The 15,485-nt window shown below is 36.8% G+C and carries 18 protein-coding genes; 6 read left to right on the forward strand and 12 right to left on the reverse strand.

The window, feature by feature from the left end; translation table 11 throughout:
• Positions 1–220: 220 nt before the first annotated feature.
• The 9 genes from sucC to ABDV71_RS09050 all read right to left on the reverse strand — a co-directional run bounded on the left by sucC (position 221) and on the right by ABDV71_RS09050 (position 6,718).
• On the reverse strand, positions 221–1,411 hold the full coding sequence (gene sucC / locus ABDV71_RS09010; protein ID WP_343532116.1) for an ADP-forming succinate--CoA ligase subunit beta: 1,191 nt from the start codon (positions 1,409–1,411) through the stop codon (positions 221–223).
• A 189-nt stretch (positions 1,412–1,600) separates the two neighbouring features.
• Entirely contained in the window at positions 1,601–2,221 is a 621-nt protein-coding gene (locus tag ABDV71_RS09015; protein WP_343532117.1) for a hypothetical protein, read from the reverse strand.
• 12 nt (positions 2,222–2,233) lie between these two features.
• Positions 2,234–2,971 (reverse strand): ferritin-like domain-containing protein, encoded by a 738-nt coding sequence (locus ABDV71_RS09020; protein ID WP_343532118.1) that lies wholly within the window; start codon positions 2,969–2,971, stop codon positions 2,234–2,236.
• 12 nt (positions 2,972–2,983) lie between these two features.
• Positions 2,984–3,280 (reverse strand): hypothetical protein, encoded by a 297-nt coding sequence (locus ABDV71_RS09025; protein ID WP_343532119.1) that lies wholly within the window; start codon positions 3,278–3,280, stop codon positions 2,984–2,986.
• 11 nt (positions 3,281–3,291) lie between these two features.
• Positions 3,292–4,962 carry a DUF4173 domain-containing protein gene (locus ABDV71_RS09030; protein WP_343532120.1) on the reverse strand — a complete coding sequence of 557 codons (1,671 nt, stop codon included), beginning with the start codon at positions 4,960–4,962 and terminating at the stop codon, positions 3,292–3,294.
• Positions 4,959–5,285, reverse strand: coding sequence for a hypothetical protein (locus ABDV71_RS09035; protein ID WP_343532121.1), 327 nt, complete (start codon positions 5,283–5,285; stop codon positions 4,959–4,961). Before ABDV71_RS09035 ends, ABDV71_RS09030 begins: the two co-directional genes overlap by 4 nt.
• Positions 5,286–5,343: 58 nt before the next feature.
• Positions 5,344–5,655, reverse strand: a complete 312-nt coding sequence (locus ABDV71_RS09040) for a hypothetical protein (protein WP_343532122.1) — start codon at positions 5,653–5,655, stop codon at positions 5,344–5,346.
• Between the two features lie 57 nt (positions 5,656–5,712).
• On the reverse strand, positions 5,713–6,009 hold the full coding sequence (locus tag ABDV71_RS09045; protein WP_113649151.1) for a transcriptional regulator: 297 nt from the start codon (positions 6,007–6,009) through the stop codon (positions 5,713–5,715).
• A gap of 76 nt (positions 6,010–6,085) precedes the next feature.
• Entirely contained in the window at positions 6,086–6,718 is a 633-nt protein-coding gene (locus tag ABDV71_RS09050) for a hypothetical protein (RefSeq protein ID WP_343532123.1), read from the reverse strand.
• A 226-nt stretch (positions 6,719–6,944) separates the two neighbouring features.
• Between ABDV71_RS09050 and ABDV71_RS09055 the strand changes: the two genes are divergently transcribed.
• The 5 genes from ABDV71_RS09055 to ABDV71_RS09075 all read left to right on the forward strand — a co-directional run bounded on the left by ABDV71_RS09055 (position 6,945) and on the right by ABDV71_RS09075 (position 10,762).
• Complete coding sequence (locus ABDV71_RS09055; protein WP_343532210.1) at positions 6,945–7,595, forward strand: ABC transporter ATP-binding protein; 651 nt, start codon at positions 6,945–6,947, stop codon at positions 7,593–7,595.
• A gap of 11 nt (positions 7,596–7,606) precedes the next feature.
• Positions 7,607–8,101 carry a hypothetical protein gene (locus ABDV71_RS09060; protein ID WP_343532124.1) on the forward strand — a complete coding sequence of 165 codons (495 nt, stop codon included), beginning with the start codon at positions 7,607–7,609 and terminating at the stop codon, positions 8,099–8,101.
• 20 nt (positions 8,102–8,121) lie between these two features.
• The gene (locus ABDV71_RS09065; RefSeq protein ID WP_343532125.1) at positions 8,122–8,727 is read left to right on the forward strand and encodes a haloacid dehalogenase; all 606 of its coding nucleotides are present in this window, start codon (positions 8,122–8,124) and stop codon (positions 8,725–8,727) included.
• Between the two features lie 40 nt (positions 8,728–8,767).
• A complete protein-coding gene (locus ABDV71_RS09070; RefSeq protein WP_343532126.1) occupies positions 8,768–10,348 on the forward strand; it encodes a S41 family peptidase in 1,581 nt (526 codons plus the stop codon).
• Between the two features lie 147 nt (positions 10,349–10,495).
• On the forward strand, positions 10,496–10,762 hold the full coding sequence (locus ABDV71_RS09075) for a hypothetical protein (RefSeq protein WP_343532127.1): 267 nt from the start codon (positions 10,496–10,498) through the stop codon (positions 10,760–10,762).
• Positions 10,763–10,800: 38 nt separating this feature from the next.
• On the opposite strand, the gene ABDV71_RS09080 is transcribed toward ABDV71_RS09075, so the two are convergent.
• Positions 10,801–11,736: a M28 family peptidase gene (locus ABDV71_RS09080; protein ID WP_343532128.1), complete on the reverse strand. Its 936-nt coding sequence runs from the start codon at positions 11,734–11,736 to the stop codon at positions 10,801–10,803.
• Positions 11,737–11,860: 124 nt separating this feature from the next.
• Here ABDV71_RS09080 and ABDV71_RS09085 point away from each other — a divergent pair, with 124 nt between their 5' ends.
• Positions 11,861–12,844 carry an aldo/keto reductase gene (locus ABDV71_RS09085; protein WP_343532129.1) on the forward strand — a complete coding sequence of 328 codons (984 nt, stop codon included), beginning with the start codon at positions 11,861–11,863 and terminating at the stop codon, positions 12,842–12,844.
• A 57-nt stretch (positions 12,845–12,901) separates the two neighbouring features.
• On the opposite strand, the gene ABDV71_RS09090 is transcribed toward ABDV71_RS09085, so the two are convergent.
• Positions 12,902–13,690, reverse strand: coding sequence for a PhzF family phenazine biosynthesis protein (locus tag ABDV71_RS09090; RefSeq protein ID WP_343532130.1), 789 nt, complete (start codon positions 13,688–13,690; stop codon positions 12,902–12,904).
• Between the two features lie 254 nt (positions 13,691–13,944).
• On the reverse strand, positions 13,945–15,393 hold the full coding sequence (locus ABDV71_RS09095; RefSeq protein ID WP_343532131.1) for a glyceraldehyde-3-phosphate dehydrogenase: 1,449 nt from the start codon (positions 15,391–15,393) through the stop codon (positions 13,945–13,947).
• Positions 15,394–15,485 lie beyond the last annotated feature (92 nt).

Below are 15,485 nucleotides of genomic sequence, written 5' to 3' on the forward strand. Positions count from 1 at the left end.
GATTGTAGCGAAAATACTTTTTGTAAGTCACGGGAACGAGATTTTATTGCATGGTTAAACAAAAAGATTGCCTGCCTGCGGTAGGCAGGTAGTGTAAAGTGGGACTTTCTTGGCCAAAGGGCTAAGAATTGCTTTTTTGAAAAACAATGAAATATCTGTAAAATAAAAAAGACCAGTTCGACTAGCGACTGGTCTTTTTGGTATGTGTCTTAATGACTTTTTAAGCTAGCACTTTGGTTACTAGGTCTGCAGCCTCTTTTAACAAGATTGCAGAGTAAACTTTCAAGCCAGACTCGTCAATTAATTTTTTAGCTTCCTCAGCATTGGTTCCTTGTAAACGAACAATGATTGGAACTCTAATGTCGCCAATTTCTTTATAGGCGTCAATTACACCTTGAGCAACTCTGTCGCAACGTACAATACCACCAAAAATGTTAATTAAGATAGCTTTTACGTTAGGGTCTTTTAAGATGATATTGAAACCAGCTTTAACAGTTGTAGCATTAGCGGTACCACCAACGTCTAAGAAGTTAGCAGGCTCACCACCAGCAAGTTTAATAATGTCCATGGTAGCCATTGCCAAACCAGCTCCGTTAACCATACAACCTACGTTACCGTCAAGTTTTACATAGTTAAGGTTGCTTTCGCTTGCTTCTACGTCAGTTGGGTCTTCCTCCAATTTATCACGCATTGCTGCATAATCTGGATGACGGTATAATGCGTTTTCGTCTAAATCAACCTTAGCATCAACGGCAATGATTTTATCGTCGCTAGTTTTCAATACTGGGTTGATTTCGAACATTGAAGAATCGGTTGAATCGTAAGCTTTGTACAAAGCAGCAACAAATTTCACCATTTCTTTATGTGCAGCACCACTTAAACCTAAGTTAAAAGCAATTTTACGAGCTTGGAAACCTTGTAGGCCAACTTTAGGGTCAATTTGTTCTTTGAAAATCAAGTGAGGGGTGTGCTCGGCAACCTCTTCAATGTCCATACCGCCTTCGGTGCTGTACATGATGATGTTACGGCCAGCAGCACGATCTAAAAGTACGCTCATGTAGAACTCTTTAGTCTCCGATGGACCTGGGTAGTAAACATCTTGTGCTACTAACACTTTGTTTACTCTTTTACCTTCGGCACCAGTTTGTGGGGTAACCAATTGCATGCCCAAAATATCGGTAGCTCTTTGCTTTACTTCATCCAAATTTTTGGCCAACTTAACGCCGCCTCCTTTTCCTCTACCTCCAGCGTGGATCTGCGCTTTAATCACAACCCAGTCAGAGTTAAAGTCAGTTTTCATTTGTTTAGCGGCCTCAACAGCTTGGTCAACTGTGTCAGCAACAATGCCTTCTTGTATAGCAACGCCAAAACTCTTTAGAATTTGTTTACCTTGATATTCGTGGATATTCATTAGATTAAAAATTTGCCCAAATCTACAATTTCCAAACCTTTATGCCAATAGAAAAATTGATTTAAATGTAAAGAAATCGCAATGTTAACTTATTGCTGTGGTTAAATGGACGAATTGTTAAATTGTTGATAGCCTTAATCATGTTTCTTTTTAGTTTTTTTATATTGGATAGCTTTAATGAATCTTACTTTAGAGGACTTTTTTCTTTGTTTTAAAATCTCCATAACAAAGGGAACCAGTGGCCCCGCTTCCATACTCTAGAACTACATTATTGTTGTATTGCATAAACATGCATCCATCATTATATTGTTTGTGCTCACTATCTGTTAAAGGCTTTTCAAATATTTTGTAAGAAAACATGGCCATGCCACTCCTTTGATATCCTATCGTGAATGGGTTGCCGTTTTCAATAGAAATGCAATCTACTTCATCTAATTTTTCTTTAATATTGAGTAGGGTCGCTTTAGACCAGCCTAGTTTTTTTAATAAAAATTCTGTTTTTGTAGAATTGATGTTTAAATCCCAGTTATTGTCAGATATATCTGCAGCATTTACATGAAATATGCCCAGATTTCTGTTGCTCTCAAATTCTAGAGATATGTGTGTGTCCTTTGGAGTGATAGAATTAATATAGGTTATGATTTCGGTTATTTGTTTAGAATTTGTCTTATAATTTTCGATTAAATCTTGAGCGTTGTATCTCTTTCCGAAAAGAATCATAAAAGAAGTGATTCCGATAAAATAGATTATAATTAATGTACCCGAAATTATTCCAATTATTGTTAATATCCATTTGAAGATTCTTTTCATGTTTTTTTATTTTTAGATATTGGCGTAAGTTGTTGATTTCTTTTTGGAAAGCTTTTCAATGGTTTTCTCAAATTTCAAACTCATTTTTTTCCAGTACCTTCCAAAATCCACCCCGCCAGCTTTAAATAGTTTTTGATGTGCGTGCCAAACCACCAAGGCTGTAGAAAAGTAAAATACGTAGTAGTATTTATAGGTAAGGTATTTCATCAATCTATTCTTTTGGTTAAAAATGACATGTAGACGTTCAATTTGAAAGGAGATATGAGGCGCTTCATCTATTAAAATATCGGTGCATATTTGTCTTAATAGCTTGCAATTGGTAGCATCTTTTAAACATTGATAAAATATTTGTGCGGCACTTTCTACCGTGATTACGGCTATGGTCCAAAACTCCATATCGGTATGAAGTCCCCTAAATTTCCTGAATAGGCTATCTCCCCAGTTTTTCTTAATCCTTTTTTCACCAATCAGGTCTAGATATCTTCCTAAGTTCTCACCATGTTTTTGTTCCTCTTTGATGAATAGTTTGATGGCCTCTACGTAATTTTCGTCATTTGATTTCGAAGCATATTTGGTAGCGGCCTTGATTAAATTCGAACCATCGGAAGTTTCGCCCAGTTGCCACGCCTGTAATGATTTAAGGATGTTTTGTCGTTCATTACTAGTCAAGTTTGGAACGATATTCCAATCGATTCGGTGTTGCTGTAGGTTTTGTGTAAAGTATTGCACCCAATTTTTGGAGGTTTGCATTTTACTTAGTTTTTAAAAATTAAATAAGCCCATTAGATGTAAATAAATTAACACCACGGGAATGTTTAGGAGCATTAAACCAATGGCTTTAAGGTGCTCAACGAACATTCCTTTTTTTGAAAAGGCAGAAACGATTACGATTAATAAGATGGTGGTATTGTAAAGGATAGCCAGCAATAAGTAACATAGTCCAATAACTAAAAAAATTGAGCTGTTGGTAATACAATAAGCTAAGAATAAGAAAGTGCCTATCGAAAAGGACCATATGGCACTTTGTCTGCCTATTTGAATTTCTGTATAGCATTTCATTTGTGCTTGGTTTAAAGTTTCTCCTTCAACGCTTTCGTTGCTTCCCATTCCAAATAGCTAAAAGATACCCATGAACCGATATGCTGTTTTTTCAAAAACCATTTTATTCTATTATCAAGGTGCTCATTGAGATCATCCTGAGCCTTTTTGGTTGCAAGTGTTTTGCGCTCCAAATCACTTAAGGGTTTAGCTTTGGCTAGGCTATCTATGGAAGTGGAAACAGTATCTGGAACTACTGAAACTACGTCGGTACTTATTGGTCTAAAATGATCTTCGGAAGTAACATGTTTGGTTAATTTATCGCGGTTTTTCTCAAGTAGGGGTAGGGTCTTTTCTGAAAAGCTCATTAAATGTTCAGTGTCTATGCCAATTTTGTCAGATTGGTTGAGGTTGTAGCTCACAATCATTACATCCCAATTCACAAAACTCAATAGGATCAAAAGCACGTACCATATTTTTGAGTTTACACGATAGAGATAAAAAGTAGTTTTGTGTTTGGCTACCTTAATATATACGGTTATAAGCCCAATTAAGCTAAGTGTGGCAAAAACCAATACCCCAATACGCTTATAGGTAAGGCCATGATTAAAAATGTAATCGTAATCTCTATGGAATACCGAAGCAACCAGAAACACATTTTGTGCAATCCAGAGATAGGCCAATAATTTGATCCATTTGTTTTTACGATAGAAGTTAAGGTTTCCACTGAAGAAGAAAATGATGATTAGCATGGCAATAACGATACTGAAAATTAGGGTATAAGTGCCGTCATGAAGGTCAGCCGAAAAGTTCTTGTTAGTTTCAATAGCTCTGTTTAGCCACAGCGTAACTACATCTATACTATTGAGCAATAATAACAGAATATTTAAACCTGCAAAAGAAATGATGCCGATGATGTTTTCGGTTTTCAAAGCCATTTTTCGTTTGATCAAGTTGCCTGCCAATAACGTACGGAATTCGTAACCAAAAGAAGGTCTTTTTAGATCTCTACGTTTACGTATTAATAGATCTTCGTTGGCAAGTTCTATTTCAGTCAAGGTCTTACTTCTTATACCGACAATAATCCCAGCAGTAACGGTGCATCCAAACAGGATGAAAAGAAACTTTTCAATGCTAATGTCCACAAAAAAGAAACTGAATAGGTTGATGAAGAAATCTCTGACACTATTGGCTATGGTGTTGGTGTATTTTGCGAAAATGGGGTTGGCAATGCTGTATAGAAAACAGAAAATGGCCACCATTACAAACGGTAATAAAATATATTTCGCCGGCCTGATTATAGGTTTTACGTTTACTTTTCCCAGCTTGGTATTCTGTAGCTTTCTAATAATACCATAAGGACCACTTATTGCTTGCAACATGCCTAATAACAAAGCTGTGCCAGTCGATTTTAACAGTTCAAAATGGGCATTGCCTAAATATATCAATAAGGTAATGAACCAGGTGACAATGGCTAGGGTTGAGTTGTCGTATATCAGATAGAAAGAGATGGCCAGATGCCCTATGGCGGTAATCAGTTTATGGTTATGATAGGGGATATCGCGGTCTGTAAAGGTGGCAATCATCACCAATACGGAGAATATGGCAAAGTTGCAGCCAATGGTTTCGTTCCAAAATAGAAGATTGAAAATCAATCCGCCAATAGCTATGAGGATCAGCCGATAATCAATTTGTTGTTTCATAATTTGATATGGTTTAATTCAGATATCTGGATAGATAGCCAGGCAAATAATATGGCTATGGGAATGTTGCTGAGCATAAGGAGTGCCGCCAGAAGAATTTTTCTCCAAGCAGCACTATAGGAAATGAGATGCAGTAATAAGATGAGTAGGGTCAGTCCGTTTACAAAAACAGCCAGAAGTATAAAACAAATGCCCAATATCACGATATCGCGAACGCCGCTCAAGGCATATAATAAGAAAATGCAGGTGCCAACAAACAATGATGTACTGGCGCATCGTTTTGCCACATTAACAATTAGCAATTCACCATTGATATATTTCATTTTATTTAAAGTGCTTTGTATTTCAAAGTTATAGTTCAAAAAAAATATTTGCTGGGAGTTAACTTCCAGCAAAAGGTGTCCCGAAAATGCCCACTGCTAATTCAACCCATATTAAGCAAAGAACTAGGAGTATGCCCAACGTAATGATAACCCTCCAATTGGCAGATTTTACTTTGCGTGTAACCAGTTCAATGGCTAGGCCCGTAATGCTTAATAGGATGCCCATAATGACGAAATCGAATAATTTCCAATCAACCTGACTGGTAAATTGCATAGCAACCAATGGAATGGCTAAAATGACTGCTACCATAGCAAATGTGATAATTAGCCTTTGTTTGGCGGTAGTTTTTAATGTTGTTTCTGTTTTCATGATTTTATTATTTGTTTTTAAAGTACTTTGTTTTTCAAAGTTATGGTTCAAAAAAAATTAAATTCCCTTGATCATTTTCTCTAAAGCATCTAAATGAGCTTTAAAGGTTTGTCTTCCCAGGTCGGTAAGCGTATAAGTGGTGTTTGTTTTTCTTCCAATAAAAGCCTTGTGCATTTTAATAAACTCTGCTTGCTCCAAAGTATTCAAATGGGAGGCAAGGTTACCATCGGTAAGTTCCAATAACTGCTTAAGGTCATTAAAACTCACGCTATCGTTTACAATAAGCACCGACATTACGCCTAGCCTTATCCTGCTATCAAAAATCTTGTTCAGTGCGCCTATCGGGTTTTTCATCTTGTTTATTTACGATTTTAGAATTACGATTTACGAGTTGGTATAACCGAACGTATGATCCAATACCTAAAATTTTTTAATTTTCACCTTTCTCATATTTGAAATACATGATGCTGCCGTACAAAATATGCAGTATGCCAAAACCAGCGGCCCAAAAATACAAACCTAATCCGATATTGAACATGGCAATAATGCCTAAAATAATTTCACAAATACCTAAAAAGCGAATATCTGAATAAGTGAACTTACTAGCATTGATAAGTGCCAAGCCGTAAAAAACCAAAGTACTGGGAGCAATTAAACCAACAGCATTATTATGATTAAGTAAAAGTCCTATCACAAAAAGCCCTCCGGTAAATAACGGGATAAATAAATTGATGATCAGATTTTTACTGGTATTGTCCCACAGCGAAAGATTTTTCTTTTTGCCTTGTCGGTAGGTGAAAAAGATTCCTCCCAAAACAGCTATAATAAGGACTAAAGCACCAATTTTTAACAGTTCAATTTTAATATCCAAATCAGCCTTCATGCCATAGCCATAGTCGCCTGCCACATATGCTTTTAAAGCTTGATGGGCAAAATAGGCACCAACAAGTGCGGTTGCTCCCGCAAAAATACCAGATAGTCCGCTTAATGAGATAAACTTCGAAGAACGGTTCATGATATTCCTAATATCATTCAGCGTATCTAATTGTTCTTTTTGGTTCATTTTAAAGTGCTTTGTGTTTCAAAGTTAAGAATGAATTTTTGATTTGCAAATTTTTTATTGAAAGTTTTTAGACGACGTTGAGTATTTAATAGATTTTAGCACATTTAAGGTGAACAAGCTTTGCTGGTTAGAAGGTGAATAGAATGGGGGTATAAATTTCAAAATGAAGATTCAAGCTTGTTTATTTGCACTTCATGCTTTTGCTGTAATTCAGTACATTTGCGCTATGTTAAAAGCCAAAGGGATAAAAAAAGCTTACGGAAACCTTCAGATACTTAGAGGGGTAGACTTTGAAGTAGAACAAGGTGAGATTGTAAGCATCATTGGAGCCTCTGGGGCGGGAAAAAGTACACTTTTGCATATTTTAGGAACTCTTGATCAGCCCGATGAAGGAGAAGTTAGCCTAAAAGGAACTTCGGTTAGCAAATTGTCGGGCGAGATGTTGAGCGTTTTTAGAAATCTAAACATTGGCTTTGTTTTTCAATTTCATCATTTATTGCCTGAATTTAATGCGCTAGAAAATATCTGTATTCCAGCATTTATTGCAAAAAAGAGCAAAAAGGAAGCAGAAAAGCGGGCATTTGAATTATTGGATTTATTTGATCTTAAAGAGCGGGCCTACCATAAGCCTAACGAACTTTCGGGAGGCGAACAACAACGCATATCAGTAGCCAGAGCTTTGATCAACCAACCATCTATTATACTTGCCGATGAACCTTCAGGCAATTTGGATTCGACCAATGCCGATGCATTACATCAGCTCTTCATTAGTCTTCGTGATAATTTTAAACAAACTTTTGTGATTGTTACCCACAATGCGGAATTAGCGCAAATTAGTGATAGGGTAGTAACCATGAAAGATGGATTAATTGCATAATAATTAAAAACTTGAAAATTCTAATTACCGGAGGTAAAACAGCCACCTCTTTAAAGTTGATAAAGGCTTTTGACCGAGCTTCAATTATTTTAGGCGATTATGGTGATGCCCCTTCCATCAAAGTTAATGCTTATGAATTTGCCAGCTTGGGTGCATGGAATGCCGAAGTTTTAGCACATAACTTGTTGGCCAAATGTTTGGATCATGGCGTTGATGTGCTGCTCCCTTTGTACGAAGCGGAGATTGAAGCTGTTTCAAAATCCCTGGTATTATTTGAAGAATTTGGGCTGAAAGTTTTATTGCCAGAACCAGAGCAGTTGGCAGTATTGCTAAATGGAACAGCAACAAAACAATGGGCTATTTTTGATAAGGGGGTTCCTATTAGTGCCGAACTCCTAGATGCAGAAGCCACTTCAAGAGCATTAACGGCCAATTTGAATGGTGCTTATTATTTTAATGCTGAAACAGAGGCTTTTACTTTGGTCTCTATCCAAAATCCTTCTTAAACCGTCTGTATCTTACAAATATGTCTTTCGAAAAATATCTATCAAACAAAAAAGCACTGGTCATTACGCTTGATGATGCTTTATATCCCCAAAAAGATTACCTGCTACAGGTTTATTATCTGTTCTCGGAATTTATGGCCTATTCTGAGCAAATTGACGCGAAAGCCATTGTTGATTTTATGAGTAAGGAATATGTAGAAAATGGAGCGCAAAAAATGTTTGCTAAAACTGCCGCAAAATTTAATATTCCCAATAAATACGAACATAATTTTGATCTGCTTTTTGAAACAGCTCGACTGCCCTTAAAGTTGTTGCTTTTTCAGGGGGTATTAGAACTTTTGCAGGAAGCGGTAACCGATAGAGTTCGTATTTTTATACTGGCAGATGGCAATCCCGCAGAAGCCATCAATAAAATCAAGCAAATAGAATGGAACGGGTTGCAAGAATATTTGAAGGTATATTTCACAGCGGAATATGATAATTCGATAAACAATACTTTAGTTAAATTATTAGAGGAGCAAAATATTGATAAAGATGATGTTGTAATGTTTATTTCTAAAAACCAATTTGAAAGTAATTCCGTAGATTCTAGTCTAGAAAGTTTTTCTGTAACAGAAATATTGTAAAAAATATTTCGTTATTTAGTGATGCTTATTAACTACTAAAATGAATAAAAAATATTTCTTGATGTTATCCATTGCATCAATGATGGTTTTGGCTGCTTGTAAAAAAAGCAAAACTCCTTCGCCAACATCAAGTAGGACTCAACTGACTTTAGATTCTATCTTTCTTTACGCAAAAGAAATTTACTATTGGAATGATAAATTGCCTACTTATGATGCTTTTAATCCTAGGCAATATACTTCTGGTTCTACGGATGTGACAAACTATAAGACAGAGTTGTTGAATATTGCCAAATATTCAAGTCCATATGAATGGACAACAGGCTCTGCAAGCCCTAAATATTCATATATCTTTGATAAAACAGATAAGAATCCAACTGCATATATTGATCCCGTTTCTTCAGTTGATCTAGAGGGAAATGGAAATGATGTGGGCATGAGATTTGCAATTTTTACCTATTCAAATGATCCAGGTTATATTTTTTATGTAGGAGCTGTTTATCAAAACTCACCTGCTGAAAAAGCAGGTATTGTTAGGGGTGATCTAATCAAGAAGATTAATGGCGTAAGTTATGGGGCAAACTACAATTCAGAATATAGTGCATTGAATACAGCTTTGGCAAGTACTAACATGAGTTTAGAGGTTCTAAAAGCAAATGGTTCTACCGTAACATACAACCTCACTAAGTCTGTATTTAAAAGTAGTCCTATCTACAAAACTAAGATATTTACTTCTGGAGCTAAAAAAATAGGTTACGTAGCTTATGCTAGATTTTCAAATGCCGCTAATTCAGAAACAGAATTAACTAATATTTTTAATGATTTTGCAAGCAACGGTGTTACTGCTTTAATTGTCGATTTAAGATATAATGGTGGAGGCTATGTAAGCACTGCCGAGCATTTGATCAACTTAATAGCGCCATCAACTGCATCTGGGGTAATGTATACAGAATACTATAATTCAACAATGCAATCAGGTAATGCTAAAATATTGTCCAACCAACCTTTGTTAGATGCTGCCGGCAAAATTAGATATGGTTCAAATGGTGTAATGTTAACGTATGCAAATGTTAACTATTCGACAGCTTCAAATACCGCTTCATTTTCTAAAAAGGGTAATCTAACCAATGTTAAAGACATTGTATTCTTGGTAAGTGGAAGTACCGCCTCCGCCAGTGAGCTAGTGATCAATAGCTTAAAGCCGTATATGACGGTAAGCTTGGTTGGAAGAACTACCTATGGCAAACCTATTGGCTTTTTCCCTGTAACGATAGAGAATAAATACGACGTTTATTTTTCATTATTCGAGACCAAAAACTCTTTGGGACAAGGAGGTTATTTTGACGGAATGACACCTACTGTTTCCACTTCGGAGTTAATTACCGATGTAAATAATAGTATTTTTAATGCCATGTATGATTTTGGCGATGCCAGAGATGGTTATACTAAGGCTGCATTAAGTATATTGGCTCCTAATGCAACCTTTACCAATGGCTTAATTGCTACTAAATCAGTAAATGCTTCTGGTAAAACCATGATAGCTACGGAGAATGTTGCTAGCTTGGAATTGGTAGACCGTCAATTTAGAGGAATGGTTGAAGATAGGTTCAAGTTAAAAAACTAAAAAACTGTTAAAATATTGAAAAGGCCGTAATTGCGGCCTTTTTTTTGTATTCAAAATTTTTACAAAATATTGCTTAAAAATTAAGATGCAAAATTGTCTTTCTTGTAAAAAATTGTTAAGCTTGTTTACACATAAAATTGAATACTTATGATAGGGGAATTAATTGAAAAGGAAGAGATCGACGTAACCGAGTTTTTGCCTGCAGATGTACAGTTGTCTGAAGAGTTGTTGTCTAAACTTTCCTCTGTGCAGAGGTTAGGGAATGAATTTAAGTCTAAAGCGGACATTGCTTTTAACACTAAGCATGGTGTTAAAAAGGTGAGCACAACCGTATGGTCAGTTACGGAAAAATATCTACAATTGAAAAATAACGTTCACGTGCCAATAAAGTCAATAGTTGATATAGATTTCTAACAAAAAATCCCAACTTTTAAAGCTGGGATTTTTTGTTGCTATTGCTTTTTCATCTGGAGATTTTCTCTGAAAATAGCTTGAATATCTCTTTGCTTATCTATGTTTAAAATCACTTCTTGGATAACGCTTACCGCATTCACATAAAACTCTTTATTAATATTTTTGAACTCATCGGTCGCTTTGTGATAATCAACATGGTCTTCAACCCCAAAGTAGATGAAAGGAATATTTTTGGCGTTAAAAGCTCCTTGGTCGCTCTGGTTGGTCCAATCATCATGGCCAAGCTTAGGGTCGTCATGGCCTAGCATGATTTTTACGTTGGGATTAGTGGTAATCAGATATTTTTTTAGCTGAGGATATTTAAAAGTTCCAACAGCATAAAGCTCGCCTTTGTCATTGTGGCTGATCATATCCATGTTAATGTTCAGCTTTATTTTTTCTAAAGCTACCGGAGGGTTGGCAACAAATGCTTTAGCGCCTTGAAGTCCCATTTCTTCCGCATCAAACAGTGCGAATACCAAAGTGTTATTAGGTTGGTGCTCTTTAAAGTACTTGACAAAGCTTAATAGTGCGCCAACACCTGAAGCATTGTCATCAGCACCATTATACACTTCGTTTTTGATTACCCCAATATGGTCGTAGTGAGCAGAAATCACAATCACATCATCGGTTTTACCTTTTATATACGAAACTAGATTAATTCCTTTAGTAATGCTGTTTCTGCCTTTGATTTCGAAGTTTTGTTCATAAGAGCCTAACGATGGGAGGGGAGCTACACCAATTTCTTTTAAACGTTTGGTAAGGTATGCCCTAGACATCTCACTGCCCTTAGTGCCTGATTTACGCCCTTCGTATTCATCAGATGATAAAATTTCCACATCCTTTAACAGCTGACTGTTTACCGTTTTTGCTTCCTTTACCGAGCCACAGCCTAATTGAAACGCCAACGGTATAATTAATAATAATCTTCTCATAAATTTTCTTTGAAGCTTAAAGTTATGAATATCTAACAAAAAAGTTTTGTTTTTGTAAAATCATTAAGAGGTGAGCGGCGCTCTGCCGATAACTTTCTAAATTGCCCTATCAAATTTTCATATGATGGAATATAGAAGACTAGGAAAATCAGGGTTGCAGGTAAGCGCCCTTTCATTTGGTAGCTGGCTAACTTTCGGTAACCAAATTAGTGATAAAGTAGCTGATGAACTGATGGGGGTTGCTTATGATGCTGGTGTCAATTTTTTTGATAATGCGGAAGGCTATGCCGAAGGGAAGTCAGAGATAGTAATGGGAAATATCCTTAAAAGTAAAGGCTGGGATCGCGAATCGTTTGTAGTTTCCAGCAAGGTCTTTTTCGGAACAGCAAAGAAAGGGCCTAATCAAGTAGGCTTGTCTCGAAAGCATGTTGTTGAAGCATGTAATGCAGCGTTGAAACGTTTACAGGTAGATTATCTTGATTTGTACTTCTGTCATCGTCCGGACAAGAATACGCCCATTGAAGAAACCGTTTGGGCCATGAACACGTTATTACAGCAAGGTAAAATTTTATACTGGGGAACATCCGAGTGGAGCGCTGCCGAAATTATGGAAGCTATTGCCGTTGCAAAGCAGTACAATTTGATTGGGCCAACCATGGAGCAACCACAGTTTAACCTGTTTGAACGCAATAAGCTGGAAAACGAATATCTGCACTTATTCAACAATCATGGTTTAGGTACAACTATTTGGTCGCCATTAGCTTCAGGTATTTTGTCTGGAAAATATACCAATAGTGGGGTAGAAGGTACCAGGTTAGGAATGGCGGGATTGGAATGGCTTAAAGATAGAACTTTGGCTACCGATAGAATGGAGAAGGCAGAGAAGCTACAACAATTGGCAAATAAGCTTGAGGTTTCTTTAGCGAAGTTATCTATTGCTTGGTGCCTGAAAAATCCAAATGTGAGCACGGTAATTTTAGGTGCTTCTAAAGTGCTGCAGTTGCAGGAAAACCTTCAGGTGTTAGCTGTATTGCCTCTGTTAACGGAAGAAGTAATGAACGAAATAGAAGGGATTGTAGGAAATAAGCCTAAGTTGGCAGATTTTTAATTTGGAAGATAAGGTTATTATCGAGGCAATTGGTTTTCTATCAATTGCCTCGTTTTTTTAGATATATATTTCACCTTTAAGGTAGGTGACAGCATTGCCGCTCATTAATACACGATCTCCTTTTAACTCACACCACAACTCGCCTCTTCTTTCTGAAATTTGATAAGCATGGAGTTGTGTTTTTCCTAGTTTTTCAGCCCAGTAGGGAATAAGGTTACAGTGAGTAGAACCTGTTACCGGATCTTCGTTTATACCCGCTGCAGGAATGAAAAAGCGAGAAACGAAGTCACAATTATTTCCTTTCGCGGTTACAAGTACCCCATCTTTATCGATTTTTGCCAAGGCGGAAAAGTCCGGCTTTAAGTTTTGAATATCATCCTCACTCTGATACACCAACATGATGTCTCTAGCTCTAAGTACCTCTATTGGTCTCTTATCGCCAATGGCTGCAATCAATGCTTCAGAAACTTCGTGTTTTACTACGGGTCTGGAAGGGAAATCTAAGGTGTACAAATCGTTCTTTCGCGTTATGGTTAAGGTGCCAGCTTTTAAAGTATGAAAATGAATCTCATCTTTAGTATAGTTTAACGCCGTAAATAGGACATGGGCAGTTGCCAAAGTGGCGTGGCCACATAAATCAATTTCAAAGGTAGGCGTAAACCAACGTAATTCATAATGATCACCCTGTGGGATGAAAAATGCAGTTTCCGAAATGTTGTTTTCTGCCGCAATTTTTTGCATTTCACTGGTAGGTAGCCATTCTGTTAAGGGAACTACTGCTGCTGGATTGCCTCCAAATAGCTGATTAGTGAAGGCATCTACTTGATAAATGGGGAGTTTAGTCATGATCCTAATTTAGCTTTAACGTATACAAAAATAAAAAGGGCGCATCCATTAAGGAATGCGCCACAATATAGTAGTTTGTTTGGTTAATTGACTAATTGCTATTGTTTGACTATTGTAACTTATAATTAAGCAATTAAACTACATTTTAGATACTGGCGGTCATCCTCCTGAATTTATTTCAGGGTCTTTCATATACAAAAAAGATGCTGAAATAAATTCAGCAAGACGTTACGTCTAGACCTAACATGGGAATTTTAATAATAAGTAAGCCTTACCACGCCCGCAATTTTCTTGGCTAAACGGATCACCTGGCGAGTATAACCGTATTCGTTATCATACCAAGCATAAAGTACAACCGATTTGCCATCTTTTGAAATGATGGTTGCCGGCCCATCTACGATAGAAGCGTGACTGTTACCGATTAAATCAGTGCTTACTAGCTCGTTTGAAACCGAATATTCCAGTTGCTCAGAAAGGTCACCAAAAAGAGAAGCCTGTTTCAATACCTGTTCAACTCCTTCTTTGTTAACTTCTTGGTTTAAAGAAAGGTTTAAAATAGCCAAAGAAACGTTAGGTGTAGGCACACGAACGGCATTTCCGGTTAATTTTCCGGCTAACTGGGGCAGTACTTTGGCCACGGCTTTATCAGCACCAGTTTCGGTGATAACCAAGTTTAAGGCAGCAGAACGACCTCTACGATATTTTTTATGATAGTTGTCCAACAAGTTTTGGTCATTGGTATAAGAGTGAACCGTTTCAATATGACCTTTTTCAATGCCAAAATTATCCTCTACAATTTTCAATACAGGAATAATCGCATTTGTGGTACACGAAGCGTTTGAGAAAATGGTTTCTTCGCTGAAATTGAAATCAGTATCGTTAATGCCAGTTACAATATTAGGAATATCGCCTTTGGCCGGTGCAGTTAATAATACTTTACTTACACCTTTGGCTTTTAGGTGTCTGCCTAAACCTTCTCGATCACGAAATACACCCGTATTATCAATTACTAATGCGTCGTTAATGCCATATTGAGTATAATCAGCATCTTCAGGGTTTTTCACCTCAATTAAATAGATGGTTTGTCCATTTACAATTAATGCTTTATTCTCGTGATCTTCTACAATAGTTCCGCTAAAAGGTCCATGTATGGAGTCGGTACGTAGCAATTCGGCACGTTTGGTTAGTTCCTCATCACTATAGCTGCGAGTAACGATGGCTCTTAAACGTAATTGTTCGCCTTTGCCAGCTTGTACAATCAATTCTCTTGCGGCAATACGTCCAATGCGTCCAAAACCATACAAAACAACGTCTTTTGGCTTTAAATTGATTTTGTCTTTACCGATGTGGCTTCCCAGTCTGCTAATGATAAAATCATGCATTGACGATTGGTTGTTGCTTTCATCAAGCCACTCAGAAGCCAATCTGCCAATATCGATACGAGAAGGGGCAATGCTCGATTTTGCGATGGTGTTGGCAAGCTCTAATGTTTCATAGATAGAAATATCTTTTCCACTAATTTCTTTGGCGTACTGATGATATGCAAGAATTTCACTACTACCAACATCAAACAAAGGCTTGCGGAAAAGTACCAGTTCGATAGATCTATCGAACCATAAATGACCTACACACTTGATGAGCTCAAGTGCTTTTTTTTCTTTTTCAATCCAGTTTTGAAACTCTGATTGATATTTATTAGACATACAAGAAATTATTTTGGTTTAGAAATGCCGCAAAAGTAAAAAAGATCGGGTATTCTCCCAATCTTTTCTGCTTTTATTTTCTTGTAAAATAT

The organism is Pedobacter sp. (assembly GCF_039594775.1).
In the GTDB taxonomy this organism is placed as follows: Bacteria; Bacteroidota; Bacteroidia; order Sphingobacteriales; family Sphingobacteriaceae; genus Pedobacter.

Coding starts and splice junctions, on each gene's coding strand:
- ABDV71_RS09065 (WP_343532125.1), top strand. CDS start 8,122: ATGTCTTTCGAAAAATATCTATCAAACAAAAAAGCACTGGTCATTACG.
- ABDV71_RS09050 (WP_343532123.1), bottom strand. CDS start 6,718: ATGAACCAAAAAGAACAATTAGATACGCTGAATGATATTAGGAATATC.
- ABDV71_RS09015 (WP_343532117.1), bottom strand. CDS start 2,221: ATGAAAAGAATCTTCAAATGGATATTAACAATAATTGGAATAATTTCG.
- ABDV71_RS09025 (WP_343532119.1), bottom strand. CDS start 3,280: ATGAAATGCTATACAGAAATTCAAATAGGCAGACAAAGTGCCATATGG.
- sucC (WP_343532116.1), bottom strand. CDS start 1,411: ATGAATATCCACGAATATCAAGGTAAACAAATTCTAAAGAGTTTTGGC.
- ABDV71_RS09075 (WP_343532127.1), top strand. CDS start 10,496: ATGATAGGGGAATTAATTGAAAAGGAAGAGATCGACGTAACCGAGTTT.
- ABDV71_RS09040 (WP_343532122.1), bottom strand. CDS start 5,655: ATGAAAACAGAAACAACATTAAAAACTACCGCCAAACAAAGGCTAATT.
- ABDV71_RS09020 (WP_343532118.1), bottom strand. CDS start 2,971: ATGCAAACCTCCAAAAATTGGGTGCAATACTTTACACAAAACCTACAG.
- ABDV71_RS09030 (WP_343532120.1), bottom strand. CDS start 4,962: ATGAAACAACAAATTGATTATCGGCTGATCCTCATAGCTATTGGCGGA.
- ABDV71_RS09090 (WP_343532130.1), bottom strand. CDS start 13,690: ATGACTAAACTCCCCATTTATCAAGTAGATGCCTTCACTAATCAGCTA.
- ABDV71_RS09035 (WP_343532121.1), bottom strand. CDS start 5,285: ATGAAATATATCAATGGTGAATTGCTAATTGTTAATGTGGCAAAACGA.
- ABDV71_RS09045 (WP_113649151.1), bottom strand. CDS start 6,009: ATGAAAAACCCGATAGGCGCACTGAACAAGATTTTTGATAGCAGGATA.
- ABDV71_RS09055 (WP_343532210.1), top strand. CDS start 6,945: ATGTTAAAAGCCAAAGGGATAAAAAAAGCTTACGGAAACCTTCAGATA.
- ABDV71_RS09080 (WP_343532128.1), bottom strand. CDS start 11,736: ATGAGAAGATTATTATTAATTATACCGTTGGCGTTTCAATTAGGCTGT.
- ABDV71_RS09070 (WP_343532126.1), top strand. CDS start 8,768: ATGAATAAAAAATATTTCTTGATGTTATCCATTGCATCAATGATGGTT.
- ABDV71_RS09095 (WP_343532131.1), bottom strand. CDS start 15,393: ATGTCTAATAAATATCAATCAGAGTTTCAAAACTGGATTGAAAAAGAA.
- ABDV71_RS09085 (WP_343532129.1), top strand. CDS start 11,861: ATGGAATATAGAAGACTAGGAAAATCAGGGTTGCAGGTAAGCGCCCTT.